Origin of the sequence: Rhizobium sp. GCM10022189 (genome assembly GCF_042656325.1) — a bacterium.
Lineage (GTDB): Bacteria > Pseudomonadota > Alphaproteobacteria > Rhizobiales > Rhizobiaceae > Rhizobium.
In genome coordinates this window covers 131805-154348 of the sequence record NZ_JBHSOR010000057.1, presented here as the reverse complement: position 1 = coordinate 154348, position 22544 = coordinate 131805, and the positions used below count along the sequence as shown (strand labels likewise).

The window sequence follows — 22544 nt, the reverse complement described above, 5'->3', positions numbered from 1 at the left end:
GATTGCTGATGATGTCAGAAGCCCGGCTCGCCGTCCCAATAGTCGAGCGCGTTTTCGCCGCGGCCGATATGGTCGAAGGAGCTGCCGTCGCGGTTGGTCCTGGCGAGAAACTTGCCGGAATCGGGATATTCGCAGATTTCGGTCTTCGCCTTGGTCGACAGCCCGAGATAGATCAGCGGCGTCGATCCGGTATTGATGATCTGATGCGCCGTTTCCGGGCCGCCCGCCGGCGCGCCCAGCACGTCGCCCTTCCTGATCGCATGGCGCCGCTCGCCGAAACGATATTCGCCGGTTCCCTCGATAATGTAGAAGAGCTCGTCTTCGACGTGGTGATTGTGGAAAGGGCAGGCGGATTTGCCGGGCGGCACTTCGTTGTAGCTGATGCCGAGATTGGTAAGCCCGAGCTGTTTTCCGAAAGACGTGTCGCGGCTTTCGAAGAGCCTTCCCCTCGTCCAGTGTTCGAGGGAGAGATCGGCCGTGTTGATGACCGGTTTTGCGTTCGTCGCCATGGGCTTGTCCTCCGCTTCGGCGAGAAGACAATCCTGTGGCGGAAAATGCAACAGCGATCTGGGGAAAAGCGGTACGGGCGGTGAGGAGATCAGCCGCCCATACGCGCCCTTCTGTTGGCGGCCTCAGCGAACGTAGAACGTGATGCTGCCATCGGCCGCCTGTTCGGCGTTCACGACATTGCGGATGTTGACGCCGTCATTGTTGAGCTTGTGCGCCAGCGACTTGTTGGCGTCGATCGAGGCCTGGATGGCGTGGACAGCGCTTTGCGGGCGCTGCAGCACGGAACGCGGGCCGGTGTCCTCGTCATCGAGATTGTGCCAGTTGTAGACCGGCTGTACGTCGAAATTGCCCTGGAAGGTGCGAAGCGTCTGCTCGATGCCTTCTGCGCTATTCATGCCGAGGCTTTCAGCCCGGCTGACGCCGGCAAATGCAAGGGAGGTGAAAGCGGCGGCGATGGTGATTTTGGCAACGCGGTTCATGAGAGTGTCCTTTCGTCTGCTGCGACGGTCGGCTGTCAACAGGGATCGTCTGCGTTACGACTGGGATCTGGCGCTGCAGCATGGGCCTTTCAATGGCGTAAGACACTGAAAATCAATTAAAAATTGTTCATGAATTCTGCCTTGGATTTGCCGTTTTTCCGTCACCCGGCTAAGCATGTTTTCTGCGTCGCCGCGCCAGGGACTGCCGCGTCCGGCTATCCCATTGCAGATATTTTGACTTTCGCCCCGGAGCGCTGCCCGAATTTGCTTGCCATTCGCTCGAAGGCATGTTTTGACCGCGGCCTGCCCGAGTGGAAAACGCCCCTCCAACCGAAGGTGTACCATGCCGAAAGAGACCGCTCCCCATATTTTGATCGTCGAAGCTCGCTTCTATGACGACATGGCCGATGCTCTTCTGGAAGGCGCGACCTTCGCGCTCGAAGAGGCGGGGGCCACCTATGACGTCATCACCGTGCCCGGCGCGCTGGAAATTCCGGCGGCGATTGCCATGGCGCTCGATGGCGCGGATAATGACGGCACGCAGTATGACGGTTTCGTCGCACTCGGCATGGTCATCCGCGGCGAGACCTATCATTTCGATATCGTGTCGAACGAGTCTTCGCGCGCGCTTATGGATCTCGCCGTCAGCGAGTCCCTTGCCATCGGCAACGGCATCCTGACGGTCGAGAACGATGAACAGGCCTGGGCGCGTGCGCGCCGTTCGGACAAGGACAAGGGCGGTTTCGCCGCCCGCGCAGCTCTCACCATGATCGAGCTGAAGAAGAAGCTGGGTGCATAAAGAATGACTGACGAAAATACCGAACGACCGGTCAAGGCAGCCAACCAGCGGGGCGCAGCACGCCTCGCGGCTGTGCAGGCGCTCTATCAGATGGATATCGGCGGCACCGGCGTTCTGGAAATCGTGGCGGAATACGAGGCGCATCGTCTCGGCCAGGAGATCGACGGCGAAACCTACCTGAAGGCCGATGCCGGCTGGTTCCGTTCGATTGTCTCGGGCGTCGTGCGCGACCAGCTCCGTCTCGATCCGCTGATCGCCTCTGCCCTGCAGGACGACTGGGCGCTGTCGCGTCTCGACAGCACCGTCCGCGCCATCCTGCGCGCCGGCGTTTTCGAGCTCGTCGACCGCAAGGATGTGCCGGTCGCCGTCATCGTCACCGAGTATGTCGAGATCGCCCGCGCCTTCTTCGACGACGACGAACCGAAGCTCGTCAACGCCGTTCTGGACCGCATCGCCAAGCAGGTGCGCGGCGACCAGAAGAAATAGGCACTTAGCCGCCAAACGATCCCTCCCGTTCTTTCTGCGGAACTGCAAGGCTTTTGAGGTTTTGCAGGCTTGACGCGACGTTATCGACCACGCAATCTCCGCTCGCCGGCTGGGCGTTTCTGTGGAGAGGAGTCGAACCAGCGGCATTCGTCGCCGGAGAAGGAGTGAGCTCCGGCTTATGGGAGGAAAGAGCGAATGACCATTCTTTTATTGGTAATCGCGTGCGGCCTGCTCTCGGTGGTCTATGCCATCTGGGCAACCCGGTCGGTGCTTGCCGCCGATCAGGGCAACAGCCGCATGCAGGAGATCGCGGGTTATATCCGCGAGGGCGCCCAGGCCTATCTGACGCGCCAGTATAGAACCATTGCCATCGTAGGCATTGTTGTTTTCATTGCGGCATGGGTGCTCCTTTCCGCCACGGCCGCGATCGGGTTCCTGATCGGCGCCGTTCTTTCGGGTGCTGCCGGTTTCATCGGCATGCATGTCTCCGTCCGCGCCAATGTGCGCACCGCCCAGGCGGCTTCCGCCAGCCTCAAGGCCGGTCTGGACATCGCCTTCAAGTCGGGCGCGATCACCGGCCTGCTGGTTGCCGGCCTCGCACTGCTTGGCGTCTCCATCTATTATTATGTCCTGACGATCGTGCTCGGCCACGAAGCCGGCTCGCGTGAGGTCATCGACGCGCTTGTGGCGCTCGGCTTCGGCGCATCGCTGATCTCGATCTTCGCCCGTCTCGGCGGCGGCATCTTCACCAAGGGCGCGGATGTCGGCGGCGATCTCGTGGGCAAGGTCGAGGCCGGCATTCCGGAAGACGATCCGCGCAATCCGGCCACCATTGCCGATAACGTCGGCGACAATGTCGGCGATTGCGCCGGTATGGCGGCCGACCTTTTCGAAACCTATGCGGTCTCGGTCGTCGCGACCATGGTCCTGGCGGCAATCTTCTTTGCCGGCGCACCCATCCTGCAGTCGGCGATGATCTATCCACTGGCGATCTGCGGCGCCTGCATCATCACCTCGATCATCGGCACCTTCTTCGTCAAGCTCGGCCCGAACGGCTCGATCATGGGCGCCCTCTACAAGGGCCTCATCGTCACCGGCCTTCTGTCGATCGTCGGTCTCGGTGCCGCGACCTCGCTCACCGTCGGCTGGGGTTCGCTCGGCCAGGTGGCCGGTTTCGACGTGACCGGCACGAACCTCTTCGCCTGCGGCCTCGTCGGCCTGCTGGTCACGGCACTGATCGTCGTCATCACCGAATATTATACCGGCACCGGCAAGCGCCCGGTCGTCTCGATCGCCCAGGCGTCGGTTACGGGCCATGGCACCAACGTCATCCAGGGCCTTGCAGTATCGCTGGAATCGACGGCGCTGCCGGCCATCGTCATCGTCGGCGGCATTCTTGCCACCTACCAGCTCGGCGGCCTGTTCGGCACCGGCATCGCCGTCACCGCCATGCTCGGCCTTGCCGGCATGATCGTGGCGCTCGACGCCTTCGGCCCGGTTACGGACAATGCCGGCGGCATCGCCGAAATGTCCCACCTGCCGCCGGAAGTGCGCAAATCGACGGACGCGCTCGATGCCGTCGGCAATACGACGAAGGCCGTCACCAAGGGCTACGCGATCGGCTCGGCCGGTCTCGGCGCGCTGGTGCTCTTCGCCGCCTATGCGAACGACCTGCAATATTTCGCCGCGCATCCGGATCAGTATCCGTATTTCCAGAATATCGGCACGATCTCCTTCGATCTGTCGAACCCCTATGTCGTCGCCGGCCTGCTCTTCGGCGGCCTCATTCCCTACCTGTTCGGCGGCATCGCCATGACGGCCGTCGGTCGTGCCGCCGGCGCGATCGTCGAGGAAGTGCGCAAGCAGTTTCGCGAAAAGCCCGGCATCATGGAAGGCCGTGAAAAGCCCGACTACGGCAAGGCCGTCGACCTTCTGACCAAGGCTGCGATCCGCGAGATGGTCATTCCCTCGCTGCTGCCGGTGCTGGCGCCCGTCGTCGTCTATTTCGGCGTGCTCGTCATCTCCGGCTCCAAGGCGTCGGCCTTTGCCGCCCTTGGCGCATCGCTGCTCGGCGTCATCATCAACGGCCTCTTCGTCGCCGTCTCGATGACTTCGGGCGGCGGCGCATGGGACAATGCCAAGAAGAGCTTCGAAGACGGCTTCGTCGACAAGGACGGCGTTCGCCACATGAAGGGCTCGGATGCGCACAAGGCATCGGTGACGGGCGATACGGTCGGCGACCCCTACAAGGATACGGCCGGTCCCGCCGTCAACCCGGCGATCAAGATCACCAATATCGTGGCTCTGCTGCTTCTGGCGATTCTCGCCCACTGAAATAGCAAATCAGCGAAATAAAAGACCCGCCGGATCGCTCCGGCGGGTTTTGGGTATCGGAAACAGGCTGCTTTAGCGCAGGCTGGACGGGTTCTGCGGCGTGCCGCCGGCACCGCCGCCGAACAGGCTGCGGGCCGCATTCGCCGCGCTGCCGCCGGACAGCATCTGCTGCAGGAAGGTGAGCTCGCGCCCGCCGGTCGGCGTCACGCGCGAAATCGTATCGAACACCTTGCCGTCCTGCAGGGTGTAGTTGGCACGGCGGGTAACCACACCGTCCTTGTCGAAATAGATGGCGAGAATGCTCTGGTCGACGACGCGCAGCTTCTGGAAGGCCACCGAGCGCTGGCGGCGCTGCGAGATGTAATAGAAGACTTCGCCGTCGAAGGTTGCCGTCGTGGAAGGGGTGCCGAGCGACAGCAGCACCTGCTCGCGGCTGGAACCTTCGGGCACGAGCGCCAGCGACTGCTGGTCGACAATATAGCCGCCGTTCAAGACGGTGCTCGTCTGGCAGCCTGAAAGGGCGGTGGTGGAGGCGATTATGATGGCAATGGCGGCATTACTGAAGAATTTCATGTCTGACTTGAAATACCGTTTCTTCAACGACATCTACTCCCTTGAGTATCGATAGCAGCCATTCCGGGCACTGCGTGCTTCCTCCTGCAAAACCATTGTGGCCATTCCGGGGTCGAATTCTCCCGATCCGCCTCGTTGTGCACCGGAGCGCACCTGTCCCGAAACCGGCCACGAACAGCATTGCAATTCGCGCCTGCTTCGGTAAACCAGCTTTCGAAATCATGCAACAAGGCCCGGCCCCGCTCGGCGTCAAGAATGAGGCATTTCCGGAAAAAACAAATGATCTTCGGGCTCTTCGCAAAGAGAAACAGCAACCAGGCTATCGTGGACCGGCAATATGCCGCGCTGACGGCCGCCGCACGCATGCCGGAGCTCTACGAGCGCCTGAACGTCCCCGATACCGTCATGGGTCATTTCGAGATGCTGTCGATCGCCATGATCCTGTTCTTCCGCCGCACCCGCGCCTCCGGGACGAGCGGCCAGGAAATCGCCCAGGAAATCGTCGATGCCTTCTTCCAGGATATCGACTATTCGATCCGCGAACTCGGCATCGGCGACAACAGCGTGCCGAAGCGCATGAAGAAGCTCGCGGGCATGTTCTACGGCCGGCTGGAGGCCTATTCGAAGGCGATGGACGCAGGTGACGCGGCCGCTCTTTCCGTGGCCCTCCAGCGCAATATCTATCCCGAAGCCGCCGAGCCCGCCGACATGAGCGGGCTGGCGCACTGGATGATGGCGGCGGAAGCCCATCTGTCGGCCATCCCCGAAGAGGCGATCGCCACCGGTTCGGCGACGATTCCCGCGGTCGCCTGAGGAGCAGAATCATGAAGAAAGATCCGAGCGCGGTTCCCTTTTCCTATCCGGTCAAGGTCGGCCACATCTCCGCCAATCCCGTCGAAGTGCGCGTGAGCGCCGACAAGGACGAGCTGAAGGCGCTGGCCGAAAGCTGGAACGTCGTGTCGGTGGACAGCCTCCACGCCGACCTGCAGATCAACAGGTGGAAGCGTGACGGCATCCGCGTCAAGGGCCGGGTGCAGGCGAGAATCGTCCAGGCCTGCGTCGTGACGCTTGAGCCGGTCGAATCCGATATCGACGAGACCTTCGAGCAGATCTTCGTGCCTGAAAATTCCAAGCTCGCCCGCCATCCCGCCAACGATGCCGGCGAAATGGTGCTGGATCCCGATGGCCCCGACCTGCCGGAAACCTTTACCGGCGATACGATCGATGCCGGCGAGATCGTCGCGGAATTCGCAGCGCTTGCCATCGATCCCTATCCGCGCAAGGAAGGTGCCGAGTTCGAGGGCCATATCGAAGACACGGGCGAGAATGACCGCAAGCCCTCCGCATTCGCCGCGCTCAAGGACTGGAAAAAGGACTGAAGCCTCCCCGGCATTTGACACAATTCAGTTGTAAGCGACGCCAAAACCGGTATTTTGGCCGAAATTTCGCCCCCCCTCAGGCGAAAAAAAAGGATCAGGGACGCGTGATCAAAATATCTCTCGACCTCATGGGTGGCGACTTTGGTCCCCAGGTTGTCATCCCCGGCGCAGCCAAGGCGTTGGACAGGCATCCGGATATTTCCTTCGTCTTCTACGGTATCAAGGAACAGTGCGAGCCGGTTCTGGCAAAGTTTCCCAAGGTCAGGGAACGGTCTGTCTTTCATGATTGCGAACTCGCCGTCAGCATGGAAGAGAAGCCGAGCCAGGCGCTTCGCCGCGGACGTTACATCTCCACCATGTGGCGCACGATCGAGGCGGTGAAGTCGGGGGAGGCCGATGTCGCCGTTTCCGCCGGCAATACAGGCGCACTCATGGCCATGGCCAAATTCTGTCTGCGCACGATGGCCAATATCGAACGCCCGGCGATTGCCGCCATCTGGCCGACGATGAAGGGCGAAAGCATCGTGCTCGATGTCGGCGCCACGATCGGCGCCGATTCGCAGCAATTGATGGATTTCGCCTTGATGGGCGGCGCCATGGCGCGCGCGCTGTTCGAGCTCGAGCGTCCGACCGTCGGCCTGCTGAATGTCGGCGTCGAGGAAATCAAGGGCCAGGAAGAGGTCAAGGAGGCCGGTCGCCTGCTGCGCGAGGCCAACCTCGATTCGCTCGAATATTACGGCTTCGTCGAGGGCGACGATCTCGGCAAGGGCACGGTCGATGTGGTGGTGACGGAAGGCTTTTCCGGCAATATCGCCCTGAAGGCCGCCGAAGGCACTGCCCGGCAGATCGGCGCCTACCTGCGTGCCGCCATGTCGCGCACGCTGCTTGCCCGTATCGGCTATCTCTTTGCCAAGAGCGCCTTCGACATGCTGCGCGAGAAGCTCGATCCGAGCAAGGTCAATGGCGGCGTGTTCCTCGGCCTCAACGGCATCGTCATCAAGAGCCATGGCGGGGCGAATGCGGAAGGCATCGCCGCGGCCATCGAAGTGGGTTATGACATGGCCAAGAATGGCCTGACCCAGAAAATAGAAAACGATCTCAAGAAATATCATGCCAAGCGGCTGCCCCCGATGGGGCCGGAAGCCGCGTGAGCGACGGGGTTCAAGCAATATGATCCGATCAGTGGTTCGTGGTTTCGGGGCAGCACTGCCGAAACGCGTGATGACCAATCGCGAAATGGAAGGCATCGTCGATACGTCGGACGAGTGGATCGTCCAGCGTACCGGTATCCGCCAGCGCTACATTGCCGGCGACGACGAGACGACCTCGTCCCTCGGCGAGGCGGCGGCTCGCGCGGCGCTCGCCAATGGCGGCCTGACGCCCGACGATATCGATCTCATCATCTGCGCCACCTCGACGCCCGACAACACCTTCCCGGCGACGTCGGTCAACATCCAGAACCGGCTCGGCATGGCGCACGGCTTCGCCTTCGACGTCCAGGCCGTCTGCACCGGTTTCGTCTATGCGGTGACGACCGCCGATGCCTATATTCGCGGTGGCCTTGCCAGGCGCGTGCTCGTCATCGGCGCCGAGACCTTCTCGCGCATCCTCGACTGGAACGACCGCACCACCTGCGTGCTTTTCGGCGACGGTGCCGGCGCGATCGTGCTCGAAGCAGCCGAAGGCGAGGGGACGACGGCAGACCGCGGCGTGCTGACCGCCCATCTTCGCTCCGATGGCTCGCACAAGGACAAGCTCTATGTCGATGGCGGCCCGTCCTCGACGGGTACGGTCGGCAAGCTGCGCATGGAAGGCCGCGAGGTCTTCAAATATGCCGTGGGCATGATTACCGACGTCATCCAGGCCGCTTTCGATTCGACCGGAACGACCTCCGACGATCTCGACTGGCTGGTTCCCCACCAGGCCAATCGCCGCATCATCGACGGTTCGGCCAAGAAGCTCAACATTGCCCCGGAAAAGGTCGTCATCACCGTCGATCTGCACGGCAATACCTCGGCTGCCTCCATTCCGCTCGCTCTGGCGACGGCCGCCGGCGACGGACGCATCAAGAAGGGCGACCTCGTGATGCTGGAGGCCATGGGCGGCGGCTTCACCTGGGGTGCGGTTCTGCTGCGCTGGTAGGCGCAAATCCTGAAAAACTGGCGGCGAACAAGAGCTTGACCGTGAGGCACAAGACAAATAATCTTTGTCCACTTTCACAAAATATTTTCTATTGGGCGGGGAAACCATGACCGGAAAGACAGTGACGCGAGCAGACCTGGCGGAATCCGTTTTTCGGAAGGTCGGTCTCTCCCGGACGGAATCTGCTGAGCTGGTCGAAACGGTCATCGACGAAATCTGCAACGCCATCGTGCGCGGCGAAACCGTCAAGCTTTCCTCCTTTGCGACCTTCCAGGTGCGCGACAAGAACGAGCGCATCGGCCGCAATCCGAAGACCGGCGAGGAAGTTCCGATTTCGCCCCGCCGTGTCATGACCTTCAAGGCCTCGAATGTGCTGAAGACGCGCATTCTCAAGTCCCATATTGCCCGCAAGGGCAAGACCAAGCCGCAAAACCCGGCAGCCTGACGGTCTTTTCCCGCTGAACGAAAAGTTTTGCCGCACAGCGCTTCGGCTGTGCGCAACGCCAAGACGTGACTTGAATTCGCGGCTCCAAACCGTTGAAATATGATGAGTCGCCGTTTGGATGATCCGCGAGGTCGCGTAGCAGTATGACGTTGGACAAGAGCCCGGATGCCTTTCGCACCATCAGCGAAGTTGCTGATGACCTTGACCTGCCGCAGCACGTGCTGCGCTTCTGGGAAACGCGTTTTCCGCAGATAAAGCCGATGAAGCGCGGCGGCGGCCGGCGCTACTACCGGCCGGAGGATGTCGATCTTCTGAAAGGCATCCGCCATCTGCTTTACGATCACGGCTATACGATCAAGGGTGTGCAGAAGCTCCTGAAGACCAACGGCAACAAGTTTGTCGTCGCGGTCGGGCACGGCGATCTTGCAAGCGTCGAGGCGCTCTCGGCCAGCGTCAGCGATACCGTCGCCGGCGAACCGCGCGTCGCCATGGCGGAAGAGGATCAGATCGTCGGCCGCGCCAAGCCGCCGATCACCCGCCGCTTCTTCAATTTCGTCAGCGGCGAGGACGACCAGCCGGAAATCTCGGTCGGCAAATCGAGTGTCGGCAAGGAGGACCGTGCGCTGCTCCAGGAAGCGCTCTACGATCTACTGGAATGCAAGCGACTGCTCGATCAGGTGCGATAGACCCTAAACCATTGTTTTCTCCGCAATTCCGGACGCAAAACCGGTTCCCGTTTTTGCCGGAACTGCTCTACGCCTGCATGCCCTTCAGTGCCTTTTCGAGATCGGAGAGCTGAAACGGTTTTCTGAGAATGGGCTGGTTCGAACTACTGCCCTCGGGCGCGCTGCCGTATCCGGTGGCAAAGACATAGGGCTTGCCGAGCGCCTCGAGCAGTTTCGCGACCGGCAGCGAGCTTTTTCCCGCCAGTGACACGTCGAGGATCGCCGCATCGAATTCCTTGTTACGGGCCACGTCGAGCGCCTGTTCCAGATCGGGAACGCTGGCGCTGACGCGGTAGCCGAGATCTTCGAGCATCTCCTCGAGCAGCATGGCGATCAGCGCATCGTCTTCGACGATGAATATGTCTTTCATGGCCTCGTCCACCCTTTACCCTCGCGCCGGCCCTTGCCTGGCCCGGTGCCGGATATCACGGCTTATCTGTCCCGAGCCACCTGCTCGTCAAGGCTGGGGCGCCGTCTTGTGCGAGGTGGCATATTGCCGGGCCGGATTCGATATGCAAAAGCTGGAGGGCCGCTTTCGTAACGGAAGGGAAGGCTGGGAAATGGATCTGTTGAGCGCCACGGACTGGCTGCGACACCGGCCGGGTTTGACCTATCCGCTCGCGCTCGCCGTCGTCGCCTTCACCTTCCTGCTGCGCGTTGCCGCCGGCGACTATCTCTCCGGCTTTCCCTTTCTGAGCTTCCTGCCCGCCGTGCTGGTCGCAAGCTTCATCGGCGGTGCCGGGCCGGGTGCCGTCGCCGCCCTTCTGTCGGGTTTCGTCGTCCAGCAATTCTTCGTCGAGCCGCGCAATGCCTTCTGGCCCGCCACGTTCGGCCAATGGATCGGCCTGTCGATCTTCATCGTCAACGCCTTCATCATCGTCGGGCTGATGCAGGCGGTCATCGTCTCGCACGGCCGGCAGGTGCGGCTGCGTGGAGAACTCAACGATTTCAACGGGAAGCTGGAAGACACGGTTGCCCAGCGCACCGGCGAACTCAAGCGCGAGATGGCCGAACACGCAAGCGCCCAGGCGCAGGTGCGCCAGTTGCAGAAGATGGAAACCATCGGCCAGCTGACGGGCGGCGTCGCGCATGATTTCAACAACATGCTGGCGATCATCATCGGCAGCCTCGACCTTGCCCAGCGGCGGCTGAACGGCAAGGAAGACCCGCGCCTGCTCAATTCGATCCAGAGCGCCAGGGACGGCGCGCAGCGGGCGGCGGTGCTGACGGCGCGGCTGCTCGCCTTTTCGCGCCAGCAGCCGCTGGCGCCCGAAATCGTCGATGCGAACAAGCTCGTCGGCGGCATGTCGGAGATGCTGCGCCGGACGCTCGGCGAACAGATCAGCATCGAAGTGGTTCTGGCCGGTGGCCTCTGGCCGACCTTTGCCGATCTCAGCCAGCTTGAAAACGCCATTCTCAATCTCTCGGTCAACGCCCGTGACGCCATGCCCGATGGCGGCCACCTGACCATCGAGACGGCCAATACCGAACTGGACGATCGCTACGCGCGCCTGCACCAGGATGTGGAGGCCGGCCAATATGTGATGGTCAGCATCACCGATACCGGCATCGGCATGTCCCCCGAGGTTCTCGAACGCGCCTTCGATCCGTTCTACACGACGAAGGGATCCGGCAAGGGCACGGGCCTCGGCCTCAGCCAGGTCTATGGTTACGTCAAGCAGAGCAGGGGACACATCAAGATCTATTCCGAGATCGACCGCGGCACCACGGTGAAGATCTATCTGCCGCGCCATGTCGGCTCGGGCGTGGCGCGTCCGGCGCCCTCGACGAAGCCGATCCCGCAGGGGAGTGTCGAGGATACGATCCTCGTCGTGGAGGACGACCGGAACGTGCGGGAAATGACCGCCGAAAGCCTGCGCGAACTCGGCTACAGCGTGCTGCAGGCGGCAGACGGCCCCGAGGCGCTGAACCTGCTGGAGAACGAGCGCGTCGATCTCATCTTCACCGATATCGTGATGCCGCAGATGAACGGCCGCCAGCTTGCCGATGCCGTCACGGAGAAGTGGCCGGACATCCGGATACTGTACACGACCGGCTATGCCCGCAACGCCATCGTCCACAACGGTGTGCTGGACCACGGCGTCTCGCTGCTTGCCAAGCCCTTCAGCCTGGAACAGCTCGCCCACAAGGTCCGCGAAGCCTTGAACGGCAAGCCTCCTGCCGAGCAGGCGTGAGGCCCGGCAAGGGCCTGATCGCCGCCCCGGCCTGCGCTGGCCGCGGCCGGGATATTGACCATTTGTTAACCATAAGCATCGTTTATTCCTAATGAACGACATAAGGATTGTTGATTCGGAAATTCGCCGCGCTTTGTCCCCGCAGACAGAGATTAAAAATAAGATAGCAACGGCCAGGACATGCATTTTCCGAAGACGATATCGGTGGTGGCCGTTGCGGCCATGATGGCCGGCTGCACGTCGACAGGCGCAGTGCGTCAGCCCGCAGGGCCGGAGACGGTAGAGCCGGAAAAGGCGCTTGTCCTGCCGCCGCCCGGTGGCCCGTCGATCGTCAGCGTCGTCGAACGAAAGCGTGGAAACGGCGTGGAGCAGACGATCTCGCTCTTCACGTCCTCATCCGTTCCGGGCCAGAATTTCCTGAAAGTTCAGTTCCTTGGCGCGTCCGGCGCCAATCCCGGCGCCGGCAGCGCCTCTTTCCGGATGATCCGCGAAGGCGATATTGCCCGCGAGGCGGCGCGCTCGGTTCCCGGCGTTGCGATGGCGACTTCGGCCACCTTCCTGCAGAACAGCTACGGTCCCTTCGGTTATGCCTCCGGCCGCAGCCGCGCCGGCGATACCTGCATCTATGCCTGGCAGCAGATCCGCTCCAGCCGGTCGGCGCAGACCCAGGCGCGCAACTTCGGCATGATCCAGATCCGCCTGCGCCTTTGCGATGCCCGCGCCAGCGAGCGCCAGCTTCTCGGCATCGTCTACGGCTACACCGTCACCGGCACGTTCGACGGCGATATCTGGAACCCCTATGGCGCGCCGCCGCCCGCCAATCCAGCGCTCGGCCAGACCGGCGCGCCGATCTATCCGGACGAAGGCGGTTATCGCCCGAACGCCATGTCGATCGGCTACGAGCCTGCCCCGGCCGCGCTCCGCCAGCCGCAGGCCGTGACCGTGCGCCGCGCGCAGCCGCAGCCGGCGCCTGCCCCACCGGTCCTGCCGTCGCCGGTCGGCCCTCGCGTGCCGCTGCCGAACGACGACCTGCAGACGAATGCGATTGAGCCGCCGGCGGAAGTGCCCGCGCCGGTTCCACAGACAGCGAGGCCGATCGGCGTAACCGTGCCTTCGCCCGATTGCATAGGCAATGCGGCCATGACGGCCGCCTGCCGGAAATAGCAAACCTGCCCGGCGCGCCGATGCGTTACGGGCGAGCCATTTCGAAGGAATGTCCATGCGTAAGGCTGGCAGTATTGTCATATGGGCCGTGGTGTCGCTTTGTGTGATCGCCCTCGTCACGCTGCCCGTCAATCTGCAGACGCAGCTCATAGCCAGCTTCACCGTGGTTACGGTCATGGCGCTCATCAAGGTGCTGAAGGGCGAGGGCACATGGCGCCTGGTCGCGCTCGCCTTCGGTACGTCCATCGTGCTGCGCTACGTCTACTGGCGCACGACCAATACGCTGCCGCCGGTCAACCAGCTGGAAAACTTCATTCCCGGCCTGCTGCTCTATCTCGCGGAAATGTACAGCGTCATGATGCTGGCGCTGTCGCTCTTCATTGTCGCCACACCGCTGCCGCCGCGCCCCTCACGGGCCGGCAGGCTCGAGCGCTTTCCCCATGTCGATGTCTTCGTGCCGTCCTACAACGAAGATGCCGGCCTGCTTGCCAATACGCTCGCCGCCGCCAAGGCGATGGATTATCCGGCCGACAAGCTGCATGTCTGGCTGCTGGACGATGGCGGCACGTTGCAGAAGCGCAATTCCGGCAAGCTGATCGAAGCGCAGGCGGCTGCGGCCCGCCACGCCGAACTCAGGCAGCTCTGCATCGATCTCGACGTCAATTACCTGACGCGCGACCGCAACGAACATGCCAAGGCCGGCAACCTCAACAACGGCATGCAGCATTCAAGCGGCGAGCTGATTGCCGTTTTCGACGCCGATCACGCGCCGGCACGCGATTTCCTGCTGGAGACGGTCGGCTATTTCGACGACGATCCGAAGCTTTTCCTCGTCCAGACGCCGCATTTCTTCATCAATCCGGACCCGCTGGAGCGCAACCTGCGCACCTTCGAAAAGATGCCGAGCGAGAACGAAATGTTCTACGGCATCATCCAGCGCGGCCTCGACAAGTGGAACGCCGCCTTTTTCTGCGGCTCGGCAGCCGTCCTGAGCCGCCGCGCGCTGCAATCGGCCAACGGCTTCAGTGGCATAAGCATCACCGAGGATTGCGAGACCGCGCTTGCCCTGCACGGCGCCGGCTGGAACAGCATCTATCTCGACAAGCCGCTGATTGCCGGCCTGCAGCCGGCGACTTTCGCAAGCTTCATCGGCCAGCGCAGCCGCTGGGCGCAGGGCATGATGCAGATCCTGCGTTTCCGTTTTCCGCTGCTCAAGCGCGGCCTCTCCCTGCCGCAGCGCTTCTGCTACATGTCCTCGTCGCTGTTCTGGCTGTTCCCGTTCCCGCGCACGATCTTCCTTTTCGCGCCGCTCTTCTATCTCTTCTTCGATCTGGAAATCTTCACGGCATCGGGCGGCGAGTTCCTGGCCTATACGCTCGCCTACATGATCGTGAACCTGATGATGCAGAACTACCTCTACGGGTCGTTCCGCTGGCCGTGGATTTCCGAACTCTACGAATATGTGCAGACGGTGCATCTGCTGCCGGCCGTCGTTTCGGTCATGCTCAATCCGAAGAAGCCGACCTTCAAGGTCACCGCTAAGGACGAATCCATCGCCATCAGCCGCCTGTCGGAAATCAGCAGGCCGTTCTTCGTCATTTTTGCCGTGCAGATCATCGCCGTCGCGATCACCGTCTACAAGATCTATGCCGAACCCTACAAGGCGGATGTCACCCTTGTCGTCGGCGCCTGGAACATCATCAACCTCATCCTTGCCGGCTGCGCGCTCGGCGTGGTTTCGGAGCGCGGGGAGCGGGCGTCTTCCCGCCGTGTGCGCGTCAACCGCCGCTGCGAATTCAGCGTCGGCGACCAGTGGTACACGGCCTCCATCGAGGATGTCTCCGTTCACGGCGCGCGGCTGCACGTCTTCAGCAAACATTTCGATGCGGTGCAGGTCGGCGCGCTCGGCGACATCCGGTTCCGCCCCTATAGCGGCGCCGATCTCGAAACCCTGCCGCTCATCGTCCGCAATATTGAACCGCTCGGCGATATCATAAATGTCGGCTGCCAGTATCAGCCGAAGAGCGCGCTGGATCACCGCCTGATTGCCGACCTGATCTTTGCCAATTCCGATCAGTGGACGCAGTTCCAGGCCTCGCGCCGCCGCAATCCCGGCCTGATCCGGGGCACCATCTGGTTCCTCGGCCTGTCCTTCTACCAGACGAGCCGCGGCCTGGTCTATTTCTTCCGCAGCATGCGGCCGGAGCGGGAGGAACATCGCCAGCAGCAGGCGGCAAAGGTGAACGCCGGATGAAAAAGCTCTTCGCCGCGTCGCTCCTTCTGGCCTGCACATCGGTCCTCGCCTATGCGCAGGTCAGCCCTTTCGATATGTCCGGCGAGCGCCCGGCCGGCGCGCCGCCGGTCAAGCCGCGCCTGACGCTGCCTGCCCAGCCCGAACCGCCCCCCGTTCCCGTCGTGCCGCAGACGGCCGCCCCGCCGCCGGCGCCGCCTCCCGCACCGGCGCAGACGCCAGCCGCTCCGCCGCCTGTCGTCCGCTCTGTCGCCCCCGCTCCGCAGGCCGGTGACGTCAGGCGCTTCGTCGTGCCGTTCTCCGAACTCGGCCTCACGGGCGAATATGACCGCAGGTCATGGTCGGTCTATCTGACGACGGAACAGGCGGCGGCCAAGGCGCGGTTCACGTTCACCTATCAGAACGCCGTGGTCGTCGCTCCCGAGGCGTCGCAACTGACGGTGTTCATCAACAATCGCGCCATCGGCGAGCAGCAGATCGGTTCGCCCGACAGCCCCTCGGCGGTCAGTTTCGACGTTCCTCCGGGCCTGCTGCAGCCCGGCGCCAACCTCATCACCTTCGAAGCCAGCCAGCGCCACCGCACGGATTGCAGCATCGACTCCACCTATGAGCTCTGGTCGAACATCGATCCGGCCGGCACCTATCTGAGTTTTGCCGGCGGCGATGCCGGCCGGCTTTCCGGCACGGATGCGATCCGCGCCGTCGGCGTCGATGGTTCGGGCAAGACGGAATTCGAGCTTGTCGTGCCGGCAATGGAACAACCCGGCACCACCAGGCCGCTGCTCCGCCTGGCACAGGGCCTGTCGCTCCTCAGCGGCATGCCGAACCAGGTTTTTGCCTTCAGCACCGACACGCTGCCATCAGGCGGCCCCGGCAGGATGACGGTGCTCGTCGGTACGGCGGCCGAGCTGCGGCCGATTTTCCCCGGTCTTCCCCAAGGGGCAGAAAGTGCCCCGCTCGCGGCCTTCGTCACCGACCCGCGCAGCGGTTCGCCCGTCCTGCTGATCAGCGGTCCATCCTGGCCGGCGGTTTCGGCAGCGATCGATACCATCGTTTCTCCGACCGACCGTGCCCCCGAAATACGCCGCGACGTGCTGACCACGCAGCGCTGGTCGGCGCCCGACGCGCCGCTTCTTTTTGCCGATACGCGCATTGCGCTTTCGCAGCTCGGCATACGCACCGTCGATTTCTCCGGTCGCCGCTTCCGCACCGGCTTCAATATCGCGGTACCAGCCGATTTTTATGCCAATGCCTATGGCGAGGCGCAGATCCTGCTCGATGCCGCCTATTCCAGCAAGGTGCTTCCCGGCAGCCATATCGATGTCTATGTGAACGGCAATATCGCCTCCACCGTGCCGATCGCCACGACCAGCGGCGGCATTTTCCGCCAGTTGCCGATCCGCGTGACCATGCGGCATTTCAAGCCCGGCCTGAATTCGATCGCCATCGAGGCCGTGCTGACGACGCAGGAGGATGCGGCCTGCGCTCCAGGCGCGACGGCGTCGCAGACGCCGCGTTTTGCGCTTTTCGACACGTCCGAATTTCACATGCCGGATTTCGCCCGCGTCGGCCAGCGCCCGAACCTTGCGGCCATGGCCGGAACCGCCTATCCCTATGGCCGCAATCCCGAGCCGACGCCGCTCTTCGTGGATCGCACCGATGCCGACACGCTTTCGGCCGCCGCGACCCTGCTTGGACAGCTCGCCATCATGGCCGGCCACCCGATCGCCATCGAAACCGTCGCCTCGCCGGGCGTGATCGGGGACCGCAGCGCCATTTTCATCGGCTCGATTTCGCAGATGCCCGCAACCGCGCTCGCCCAGGTCAATGTCGCAACGGCAAGCCAGGCGTCCTGGCGGCCGGCGAGCGAGCCGCAGCCGACGGAGATCGATAATCGACAGGCGCTGGAGGAATGGCGCTCGCGCATCGCGGGCGGCGCGCTGCAGGGCCGCATAGCGGCGTTCCGCGAATGGCTGCGCCGCAACTTCGACATTACCGGCAGCTCGCTGCAGTTCATCCCGAATGCCGAACAGGTATTCACGCCGTCGAATGCGGCGACACTGATGATCGCTCAGGGCAAGAGCCCGGATGGCGGCGGCGCCTGGACCGTCGTGACGTCCCCCTCGGCCAAGGACCTGCGCGAGGGGCTGAATGCGCTGACCGCCCAGATGAACTGGCCGCAGATATCGGGCCATATCACGACCTATTCCAGCCGCACCGGCAAGATCGAAAGCGTGCCGGTCACGCGCTTCGATTTCGTGCCCACCGCGGGCCTGTCGATCGCCAACTATCGCCTGATCGCGGCCAACTGGCTGTCGACCAATATTCTTTCCTATTCCTTCCTCCTGGTCGTGCTGTCGCTGCTGATCGGCCTCGTCACATCCAGAATGCTTTCAAGGCTCGGCAGGTCGAAATGAAAGGCTGGATCGCAACATTGCTGGCGGGCACGGCGATGCTGGCGCTTGCCGGCCATCCGGCACCCGCCCAGCAGCCGCGTATCAGCGGCGAGGCATGGGCGGCCTACAAGGCGAAGTTCCTCGATCCGGGCGGGCGCATCGTCGATAACGGCAACGGCAATATCAGCCACAGCGAAGGCCAGGGCTATGGCCTGCTGCTCGCCTATCTGGCCGGCGATGCCGCCGGTTTCGAGCAGATCTGGTATTTCACGAAAACCGAACTGCTGCTGCGCGATGACGGCCTTGCCGTCTGGAAATGGGACCCGTCCGCCAACCCGCATGTGACCGACACCAACAATGCGTCTGATGGTGACATATTGATTGCCTATGCGCTGGCACTGGCGGGCTCTGCCTGGAACCGTAGCGACTATATCACCGCAGCCACGCGCATGGCGCAATCGACGCTTGAGGAAAGCGTGGTCGATTTTACCGGCCGCACCCTGCTGTTGCCCGGCGCAAAAGGTTTCTCCGCCGCCGACCGCGACGATGGCCCCGTCGTCAACCCGTCCTATTGGGTCTACGAAGCGCTGCCCGTCATGGCCGCGCTCGCCCCTTCCGATCGCTGGCGGAAACTCGCCGACGACGGCCTTGCGCTGCTCAAGGCCATGCAGTTCGGCCCGCGCAAGCTGCCCGCCGAATGGGTAAGTCTGAAGCGCCAGCCGCGGCCGGCCGAAGGGTTCGAGGCCGTGTTCGGCTACAATGCGATCCGCATCCCGCTCTATCTGGTGCGGGGCGGCGTGACCGACGCGCCGCTGCTGACGCGCCTCAAGGAGGGCATGAGCGTGGCCGGCATGACCGCCACGATCGACCTGAATACCGGACAGCCGAAGACGGAGCTTTCCGACCCCGGTTATGAAATTGTTAACCACGTTGTGGCCTGTGTATTGGACGGAACTAAAATTCCTGCCGAAGCGCTGCAATTTGCGCCTGCCTATTATTACCCATCAACGCTTCAGCTTCTGGGGCTGGCCTATGTCGGGGAGAAGCATCCGGAGTGTCTGTGAAATCTTCTCTTGTGGCGGTTACGGCAGCAGTCCTGGTGGCGACGCTCATCGCCGGGCTGAAGGACCGTGAAGCGCTGCAGGAGCGCTTCGGCTTCGCCGGCAAGCCCCCCGAACTGATGATGATGGGCCGGATCAAGGGACCGGACGCGGCCTCCGGTCCGCCGGTCGACGTGCAGGCCGTGGCGGAACGGATCGAGGCCGCCACACAGGGCAGTTCCGCCGATCAGGGGCAGGGTCCCGCACAGACGTTTCTCGCCCAGACAGGTCAGGCCGGGCAGCCCGCCCCGGTTCCGGCCGTCCCGCCGGCCACGGCGCCCGCCGCCCCGGCCGGTCCGCCGCCAGCAGGCGAGCCCCCGGCCATCGACGAAAGCGCGCTTCGTTATTTCGCAAGCCGCGGCGATACGGTTCGCCTGCAGGCGGAAATCTCCCGCCTTCAGGCGCTCTATCCGAACTGGGTGCCGCCGGCCGATCCGCTCGCCATTCCGCAGAACGGCGACCGGCAGCTCGAAAACATGTGGCGCCTTTATTCGGAGGGCCGTTACGCCGAGCTGCGCAAGGCGATCGCCGACCGTCAGACCGGCGAGAGCGGCTGGCAACCGCCGGCCGACCTGCTCGACCGCCTCGACGTCGCCGAATCCCGTATACGGCTGATCAATGCCTCCGATCTCAAGCAATATGCGACGGTCATCGATATTGCGGCCGCAACGCCGAGCCTGCTGACCTGCGCGGAGGTCGATGTGCTCTGGCGCGTTGCCGAAGCCTTCGTGGAGACGAACCGGCAGCAGCGCGGCCAGGATGCCTATACCTATATCCTGAAGAACTGTACCGAGCCGGCCGAACGTGTGGCGACGATCCAGAAGGCCGCCGCGCTTCTGCCCTACGGCCCGATGCAGGCGCTGCTTTCGCTCGAAAGACCGGCCGACGCCAACGGTATGCGCGAGTTCGACAGTTTGCGCGACGATCTTGCCCGCCGCTTTGTTGCCGATGGCAACGACGATGCCCAGCTGGAGGTCGCTCCCGACTATGTTTCTCGCGTCGAGACGCTTGCCGAAGAAAAGGGCCAGCCCTCCGATGCTCTGCTGCTCGGCTGGTATCAGCTTCGCCGCAACAATGCGGCGGATGCCGAAAAATGGTTCCGCATAGCTCACGACAGGCAGGATTCCGCCGTGGCTTCACAGGGCCTGGCGCTGGCGCTGATTGCCCGAAAGTCGCCGCAGGAAGCCGAGGACGTCATGTACAGATGGCGCAACGATTCCAAGGATGCGACCGCCACCTATCTTGCCGCGACTGCCAACCTGATGGCCCTGCAGCCGCCGGCCGATCTCGGCGAGGACGTGCTCGGCCGCATCGCCGCAACGGTCATCGAGCAGAAATACGTGCCGACAGCCCAGCAGTTCGGCTGGTATGCCCGCTCCCTGAACCAGTTCCAGACGGCCGCCCGCTGGTTCGAGACGGGACTGCGCTGGAAACCGGATGACGAACCCTCGGCCTATGGCCTTGCCGTCACCCGCCAGCAGCTGAACGACCGTGCCGGGGTTGCCGAGATCCAGCGTCTCTGGGCCGGCCGCTCGGCCCGCATTGCCGCGCTGAGCGAGACCGCGGCCGCCGCTCGCGCCGGCGCGCCATTGCCGGCTCCGGGCTCCGCGGCCGCGCCGTCCGAGGAAGTCCAATCCCGGACGCAGCAGCTGCAGCCGCGTCCTCTCGCGCCGCCGCAGCCTGTCGTGCGGGCAAGACCGGTAGAGGCCATGCAGACCGTTGCGGTCGGGCGCGGTCCGCGCCAGTTTCGCGGCTGCACCACGACAACGGATTCCGCTCGCCTGCGGCCCGGCGAGGCGCTGGCGCGCGGCTGGTGCCTGATGGACATCAACCGGCCGATGGAAGCGGTTGCGGCTTTCGAGGCCGCGCTTGCAAGTCCCGTGCGTCGGGAACGCGAGGACGCCGCCTACGGCCAGAGCCTTGCCTATCTGCGCGCCGGCCTTTCCAACAGCGCTGCGGTCGCCGCCACCAAGGCGCCGCAGAACCGCGACCGCGCCTCCGAACTGCAGGTGGCAATCCTTGCCGATCGTGCGCTTGCCGCTTTCGAGGGCCGCCGTTACCGCGAGACGCTCATCTATCTCGACCAGCGCGCCCAGTTGCAGCAGGAGCGCGTCGACCTCATGGTGCTGCGCGGCTACAGCTACATGAACCTGAAAATGTATGGCGACGCCACGCGCGTTTTCGAGGCTGCGGCCGCCACCGGCAATCGCGACGCCACGCGCGGCCTGGCGGACGTGAGGAGCATCACCCATCCCGAGGTCAACGACTGACGCCTGCCGCGATCGTTGAGGTCCGTCCGCCATGCTCCAGGTTGACGCCGCTCGCGGGCTCGGTTAGTCGCGAAGGGCCTGACGGCTTTCCGCTTCGCAAGGAACCTTCCTTTGTCCGCTTCCCATCGCGTTCTCGACAAGACCTACGATGCCTTCCTCTTCGATATGGACGGCACGGTGCTGAACTCCATCGCCGTTGTCGAGCGCGTCTGGAGCGAGTGGGCGCTTCGCCACGGTTTCGAACCCGACGTCCTGCTCAAGACCATCCACGGCGTTCGCGCCTCCGACGCCATCCGCCAGCTCGGTCTTCCCGGTGTCGATCCGGTCGCCGAGGCCAAGCTTCTCCTGAAGGAGGAGATGGAGGATTTCGACGGCATCGTCGAGATACCGGGCTCCGTCCGTTTCCTGAATGCGCTCCCGGCCGACCGCTGGGGCATCGTCACCTCCGCGCCGATCGAACTCGCCCGCCGCCGCATGGCGGCCGCCGGCATTCCCATGCCCAGGATGATCGTCAGCGGCGAGGAAGTGTCGGCAGGCAAGCCGAGCCCGGAATGTTACCTGCTCGGCGCGCGCCGCCTCGGCGTCGATCCCGCCCGCTGCCTGGTCTTCGAGGATGCGGTTGCCGGCATTCTCGCCGGTGAGGCGGCCGGTGCCGACGTGACCGTCATCACGCAAACCCACGCGACGCCCTTCGCGACGCCGCATTTTTCGATTTCCAACTATGCCGCCTGGGGGCCGCGTGTGACGCCGGACGGCAAGCTGTTTCTGTCCGCCATGTGATTGCCGGCAGATCGGCCTCGGAACGTGTAACCCATGCCGATCATGACGACATGCTGGTCGAAGTCGCCGTCGAACTTGAGCAGGTCGGCGCTGACGTCGTCGTTACGGCGATATTCCAGCCGGCCGAAGATGTTGTTGGCAAGGTATAGCTGATGCCGGCAAGGCTCAGAGCCTGGTGCGGTTGCCCTTGTTGTCGATCATCTGCAGCACCTTGCCATCCGTCTTGATCGAGATGCAGTCGGTCTGCTTGTTGGGGAAGAGAACGCAGATCTGGCCGTCCGAAATCTTGTAGCCGTTCTTGTTGCCCGGCCGGTATTCATAACCGTTCGAGGCCTTCCGCAGGTCGCGGGCGCCCTTCAGAAGCTGCCGGATTTCGTTTTCCCTGGCATTCCGGAACTGGACGTTTTCTGCCAATGCGATATGCGAGGAGGCCAGCGTCACGATCACGCCGATGAGAAGTGAGCGGCTTGGCAGCATGTGATAAACTCCGGCAATAGTCCGCGTGAAATTGATGAG

Annotated in this window: 20 protein-coding genes and 1 pseudogene; 16 read left to right on the top strand and 5 right to left on the bottom strand. The window is 63.3% G+C overall.

Translation table 11 applies throughout. The annotated features are described in order from the left end of the window. Nucleotides 1-14: 14 nt before the first annotated feature. Both ACFPWW_RS28010 and ACFPWW_RS28005 read right to left on the bottom strand, forming a co-directional pair. Nucleotides 15-509: a cupin domain-containing protein gene (locus ACFPWW_RS28010; protein ID WP_377314435.1), complete on the bottom strand. Its 495-nt coding sequence runs from the start codon at nucleotides 507-509 to the stop codon at nucleotides 15-17. A gap of 123 nt (nucleotides 510-632) precedes the next feature. Continuing rightward, on the bottom strand, nucleotides 633-989 hold the full coding sequence (locus ACFPWW_RS28005) for a hypothetical protein (protein WP_112566077.1): 357 nt from the start codon (nucleotides 987-989) through the stop codon (nucleotides 633-635). Nucleotides 990-1332: 343 nt separating this feature from the next. Here ACFPWW_RS28005 and ACFPWW_RS28000 point away from each other — a divergent pair, with 343 nt between their 5' ends. The 3 genes from ACFPWW_RS28000 to ACFPWW_RS27990 all read left to right on the top strand — a co-directional run bounded on the left by ACFPWW_RS28000 (nucleotide 1333) and on the right by ACFPWW_RS27990 (nucleotide 4608). Then, entirely contained in the window at nucleotides 1333-1788 is a 456-nt protein-coding gene (locus tag ACFPWW_RS28000; protein ID WP_377314432.1) for a 6,7-dimethyl-8-ribityllumazine synthase, read from the top strand. A gap of 3 nt (nucleotides 1789-1791) precedes the next feature. After that, a complete protein-coding gene (gene nusB, locus ACFPWW_RS27995) occupies nucleotides 1792-2274 on the top strand; it encodes a transcription antitermination factor NusB (protein ID WP_112566083.1) in 483 nt (160 codons plus the stop codon). Between the two features lie 195 nt (nucleotides 2275-2469). Further along, a complete protein-coding gene (locus ACFPWW_RS27990) occupies nucleotides 2470-4608 on the top strand; it encodes a sodium-translocating pyrophosphatase (RefSeq protein WP_112702913.1) in 2139 nt (712 codons plus the stop codon). Nucleotides 4609-4680: 72 nt separating this feature from the next. Here ACFPWW_RS27990 and ACFPWW_RS27985 read toward each other — a convergent pair whose 3' ends face one another. Continuing rightward, the gene (locus tag ACFPWW_RS27985; RefSeq protein WP_377314429.1) at nucleotides 4681-5214 is read right to left on the bottom strand and encodes an outer membrane protein assembly factor BamE; all 534 of its coding nucleotides are present in this window, start codon (nucleotides 5212-5214) and stop codon (nucleotides 4681-4683) included. A gap of 188 nt (nucleotides 5215-5402) precedes the next feature. On the opposite strand from ACFPWW_RS27985, the pseudogene ACFPWW_RS27980 reads away from it, so the two are divergent. The 6 genes and pseudogenes from ACFPWW_RS27980 to ACFPWW_RS27955 all read left to right on the top strand — a co-directional run bounded on the left by ACFPWW_RS27980 (nucleotide 5403) and on the right by ACFPWW_RS27955 (nucleotide 9833). Continuing rightward, nucleotides 5403-5994, top strand: a pseudogene (locus ACFPWW_RS27980) (ubiquinol-cytochrome C chaperone family protein). 11 nt (nucleotides 5995-6005) lie between these two features. Beyond that, a complete protein-coding gene (locus tag ACFPWW_RS27975; protein WP_112566095.1) occupies nucleotides 6006-6560 on the top strand; it encodes a YceD family protein in 555 nt (184 codons plus the stop codon). 104 nt (nucleotides 6561-6664) lie between these two features. Further along, nucleotides 6665-7711 carry a phosphate acyltransferase PlsX gene (gene plsX, locus ACFPWW_RS27970; RefSeq protein WP_112566098.1) on the top strand — a complete coding sequence of 349 codons (1047 nt, stop codon included), beginning with the start codon at nucleotides 6665-6667 and terminating at the stop codon, nucleotides 7709-7711. A gap of 19 nt (nucleotides 7712-7730) precedes the next feature. Continuing rightward, entirely contained in the window at nucleotides 7731-8702 is a 972-nt protein-coding gene (locus tag ACFPWW_RS27965; RefSeq protein ID WP_112702914.1) for a beta-ketoacyl-ACP synthase III, read from the top strand. A 106-nt stretch (nucleotides 8703-8808) separates the two neighbouring features. After that, on the top strand, nucleotides 8809-9147 hold the full coding sequence (locus ACFPWW_RS27960; protein ID WP_112566104.1) for an integration host factor subunit alpha: 339 nt from the start codon (nucleotides 8809-8811) through the stop codon (nucleotides 9145-9147). Nucleotides 9148-9290: 143 nt separating this feature from the next. Beyond that, nucleotides 9291-9833, top strand: a complete 543-nt coding sequence (locus ACFPWW_RS27955) for a MerR family transcriptional regulator (RefSeq protein ID WP_112566107.1) — start codon at nucleotides 9291-9293, stop codon at nucleotides 9831-9833. Nucleotides 9834-9900: 67 nt separating this feature from the next. Here ACFPWW_RS27955 and ACFPWW_RS27950 read toward each other — a convergent pair whose 3' ends face one another. Then, entirely contained in the window at nucleotides 9901-10242 is a 342-nt protein-coding gene (locus tag ACFPWW_RS27950) for a response regulator (protein ID WP_112566423.1), read from the bottom strand. A 190-nt stretch (nucleotides 10243-10432) separates the two neighbouring features. Here ACFPWW_RS27950 and ACFPWW_RS27945 point away from each other — a divergent pair, with 190 nt between their 5' ends. The 7 genes from ACFPWW_RS27945 to ACFPWW_RS27915 all read left to right on the top strand — a co-directional run bounded on the left by ACFPWW_RS27945 (nucleotide 10433) and on the right by ACFPWW_RS27915 (nucleotide 22028). Next, on the top strand, nucleotides 10433-12067 hold the full coding sequence (locus ACFPWW_RS27945) for a response regulator (RefSeq protein ID WP_377314426.1): 1635 nt from the start codon (nucleotides 10433-10435) through the stop codon (nucleotides 12065-12067). A 180-nt stretch (nucleotides 12068-12247) separates the two neighbouring features. After that, nucleotides 12248-13231: a cellulose biosynthesis protein BcsN gene (gene bcsN, locus ACFPWW_RS27940; RefSeq protein ID WP_377314424.1), complete on the top strand. Its 984-nt coding sequence runs from the start codon at nucleotides 12248-12250 to the stop codon at nucleotides 13229-13231. A gap of 55 nt (nucleotides 13232-13286) precedes the next feature. After that, on the top strand, nucleotides 13287-15485 hold the full coding sequence (gene bcsA, locus ACFPWW_RS27935; RefSeq protein WP_377314422.1) for a UDP-forming cellulose synthase catalytic subunit: 2199 nt from the start codon (nucleotides 13287-13289) through the stop codon (nucleotides 15483-15485). Further along, nucleotides 15482-17899 carry a cellulose biosynthesis cyclic di-GMP-binding regulatory protein BcsB gene (locus ACFPWW_RS27930; RefSeq protein WP_377314420.1) on the top strand — a complete coding sequence of 806 codons (2418 nt, stop codon included), beginning with the start codon at nucleotides 15482-15484 and terminating at the stop codon, nucleotides 17897-17899. Before bcsA ends, ACFPWW_RS27930 begins: the two co-directional genes overlap by 4 nt. Further along, nucleotides 17896-18942, top strand: a complete 1047-nt coding sequence (locus tag ACFPWW_RS27925) for a glycosyl hydrolase family 8 (protein ID WP_377314418.1) — start codon at nucleotides 17896-17898, stop codon at nucleotides 18940-18942. Before ACFPWW_RS27930 ends, ACFPWW_RS27925 begins: the two co-directional genes overlap by 4 nt. After that, the gene (locus tag ACFPWW_RS27920) at nucleotides 18939-21248 is read left to right on the top strand and encodes a cellulose synthase (RefSeq protein WP_377314416.1); all 2310 of its coding nucleotides are present in this window, start codon (nucleotides 18939-18941) and stop codon (nucleotides 21246-21248) included. Before ACFPWW_RS27925 ends, ACFPWW_RS27920 begins: the two co-directional genes overlap by 4 nt. Nucleotides 21249-21413: 165 nt before the next feature. After that, nucleotides 21414-22028, top strand: a complete 615-nt coding sequence (locus ACFPWW_RS27915; protein WP_377314632.1) for an HAD-IA family hydrolase — start codon at nucleotides 21414-21416, stop codon at nucleotides 22026-22028. 165 nt (nucleotides 22029-22193) lie between these two features. Here the strand turns inward: ACFPWW_RS27915 and ACFPWW_RS27910 are convergent, their stop codons facing one another. Continuing rightward, the gene (locus ACFPWW_RS27910; RefSeq protein ID WP_112702922.1) at nucleotides 22194-22505 is read right to left on the bottom strand and encodes a hypothetical protein; all 312 of its coding nucleotides are present in this window, start codon (nucleotides 22503-22505) and stop codon (nucleotides 22194-22196) included. Between the last annotated feature and the right edge of the window lie 39 nt (nucleotides 22506-22544).

Coding starts and splice junctions, on each gene's coding strand:
- ACFPWW_RS27925 (WP_377314418.1), top strand. CDS start 17,896: ATGAAAGGCTGGATCGCAACATTGCTGGCGGGCACGGCGATGCTGGCG.
- nusB (WP_112566083.1), top strand. CDS start 1,792: ATGACTGACGAAAATACCGAACGACCGGTCAAGGCAGCCAACCAGCGG.
- ACFPWW_RS27990 (WP_112702913.1), top strand. CDS start 2,470: ATGACCATTCTTTTATTGGTAATCGCGTGCGGCCTGCTCTCGGTGGTC.
- ACFPWW_RS27915 (WP_377314632.1), top strand. CDS start 21,414: ATGGACGGCACGGTGCTGAACTCCATCGCCGTTGTCGAGCGCGTCTGG.
- ACFPWW_RS27985 (WP_377314429.1), bottom strand. CDS start 5,214: ATGTCGTTGAAGAAACGGTATTTCAAGTCAGACATGAAATTCTTCAGT.
- ACFPWW_RS28005 (WP_112566077.1), bottom strand. CDS start 989: ATGAACCGCGTTGCCAAAATCACCATCGCCGCCGCTTTCACCTCCCTT.
- ACFPWW_RS27975 (WP_112566095.1), top strand. CDS start 6,006: ATGAAGAAAGATCCGAGCGCGGTTCCCTTTTCCTATCCGGTCAAGGTC.
- ACFPWW_RS27960 (WP_112566104.1), top strand. CDS start 8,809: ATGACCGGAAAGACAGTGACGCGAGCAGACCTGGCGGAATCCGTTTTT.
- ACFPWW_RS27950 (WP_112566423.1), bottom strand. CDS start 10,242: ATGAAAGACATATTCATCGTCGAAGACGATGCGCTGATCGCCATGCTG.
- ACFPWW_RS27910 (WP_112702922.1), bottom strand. CDS start 22,505: ATGCTGCCAAGCCGCTCACTTCTCATCGGCGTGATCGTGACGCTGGCC.
- ACFPWW_RS27930 (WP_377314420.1), top strand. CDS start 15,482: ATGAAAAAGCTCTTCGCCGCGTCGCTCCTTCTGGCCTGCACATCGGTC.
- ACFPWW_RS28000 (WP_377314432.1), top strand. CDS start 1,333: ATGCCGAAAGAGACCGCTCCCCATATTTTGATCGTCGAAGCTCGCTTC.
- ACFPWW_RS27955 (WP_112566107.1), top strand. CDS start 9,291: ATGACGTTGGACAAGAGCCCGGATGCCTTTCGCACCATCAGCGAAGTT.
- ACFPWW_RS27965 (WP_112702914.1), top strand. CDS start 7,731: ATGATCCGATCAGTGGTTCGTGGTTTCGGGGCAGCACTGCCGAAACGC.
- bcsA (WP_377314422.1), top strand. CDS start 13,287: ATGCGTAAGGCTGGCAGTATTGTCATATGGGCCGTGGTGTCGCTTTGT.
- ACFPWW_RS27945 (WP_377314426.1), top strand. CDS start 10,433: ATGGATCTGTTGAGCGCCACGGACTGGCTGCGACACCGGCCGGGTTTG.
- bcsN (WP_377314424.1), top strand. CDS start 12,248: ATGCATTTTCCGAAGACGATATCGGTGGTGGCCGTTGCGGCCATGATG.
- ACFPWW_RS28010 (WP_377314435.1), bottom strand. CDS start 509: ATGGCGACGAACGCAAAACCGGTCATCAACACGGCCGATCTCTCCCTC.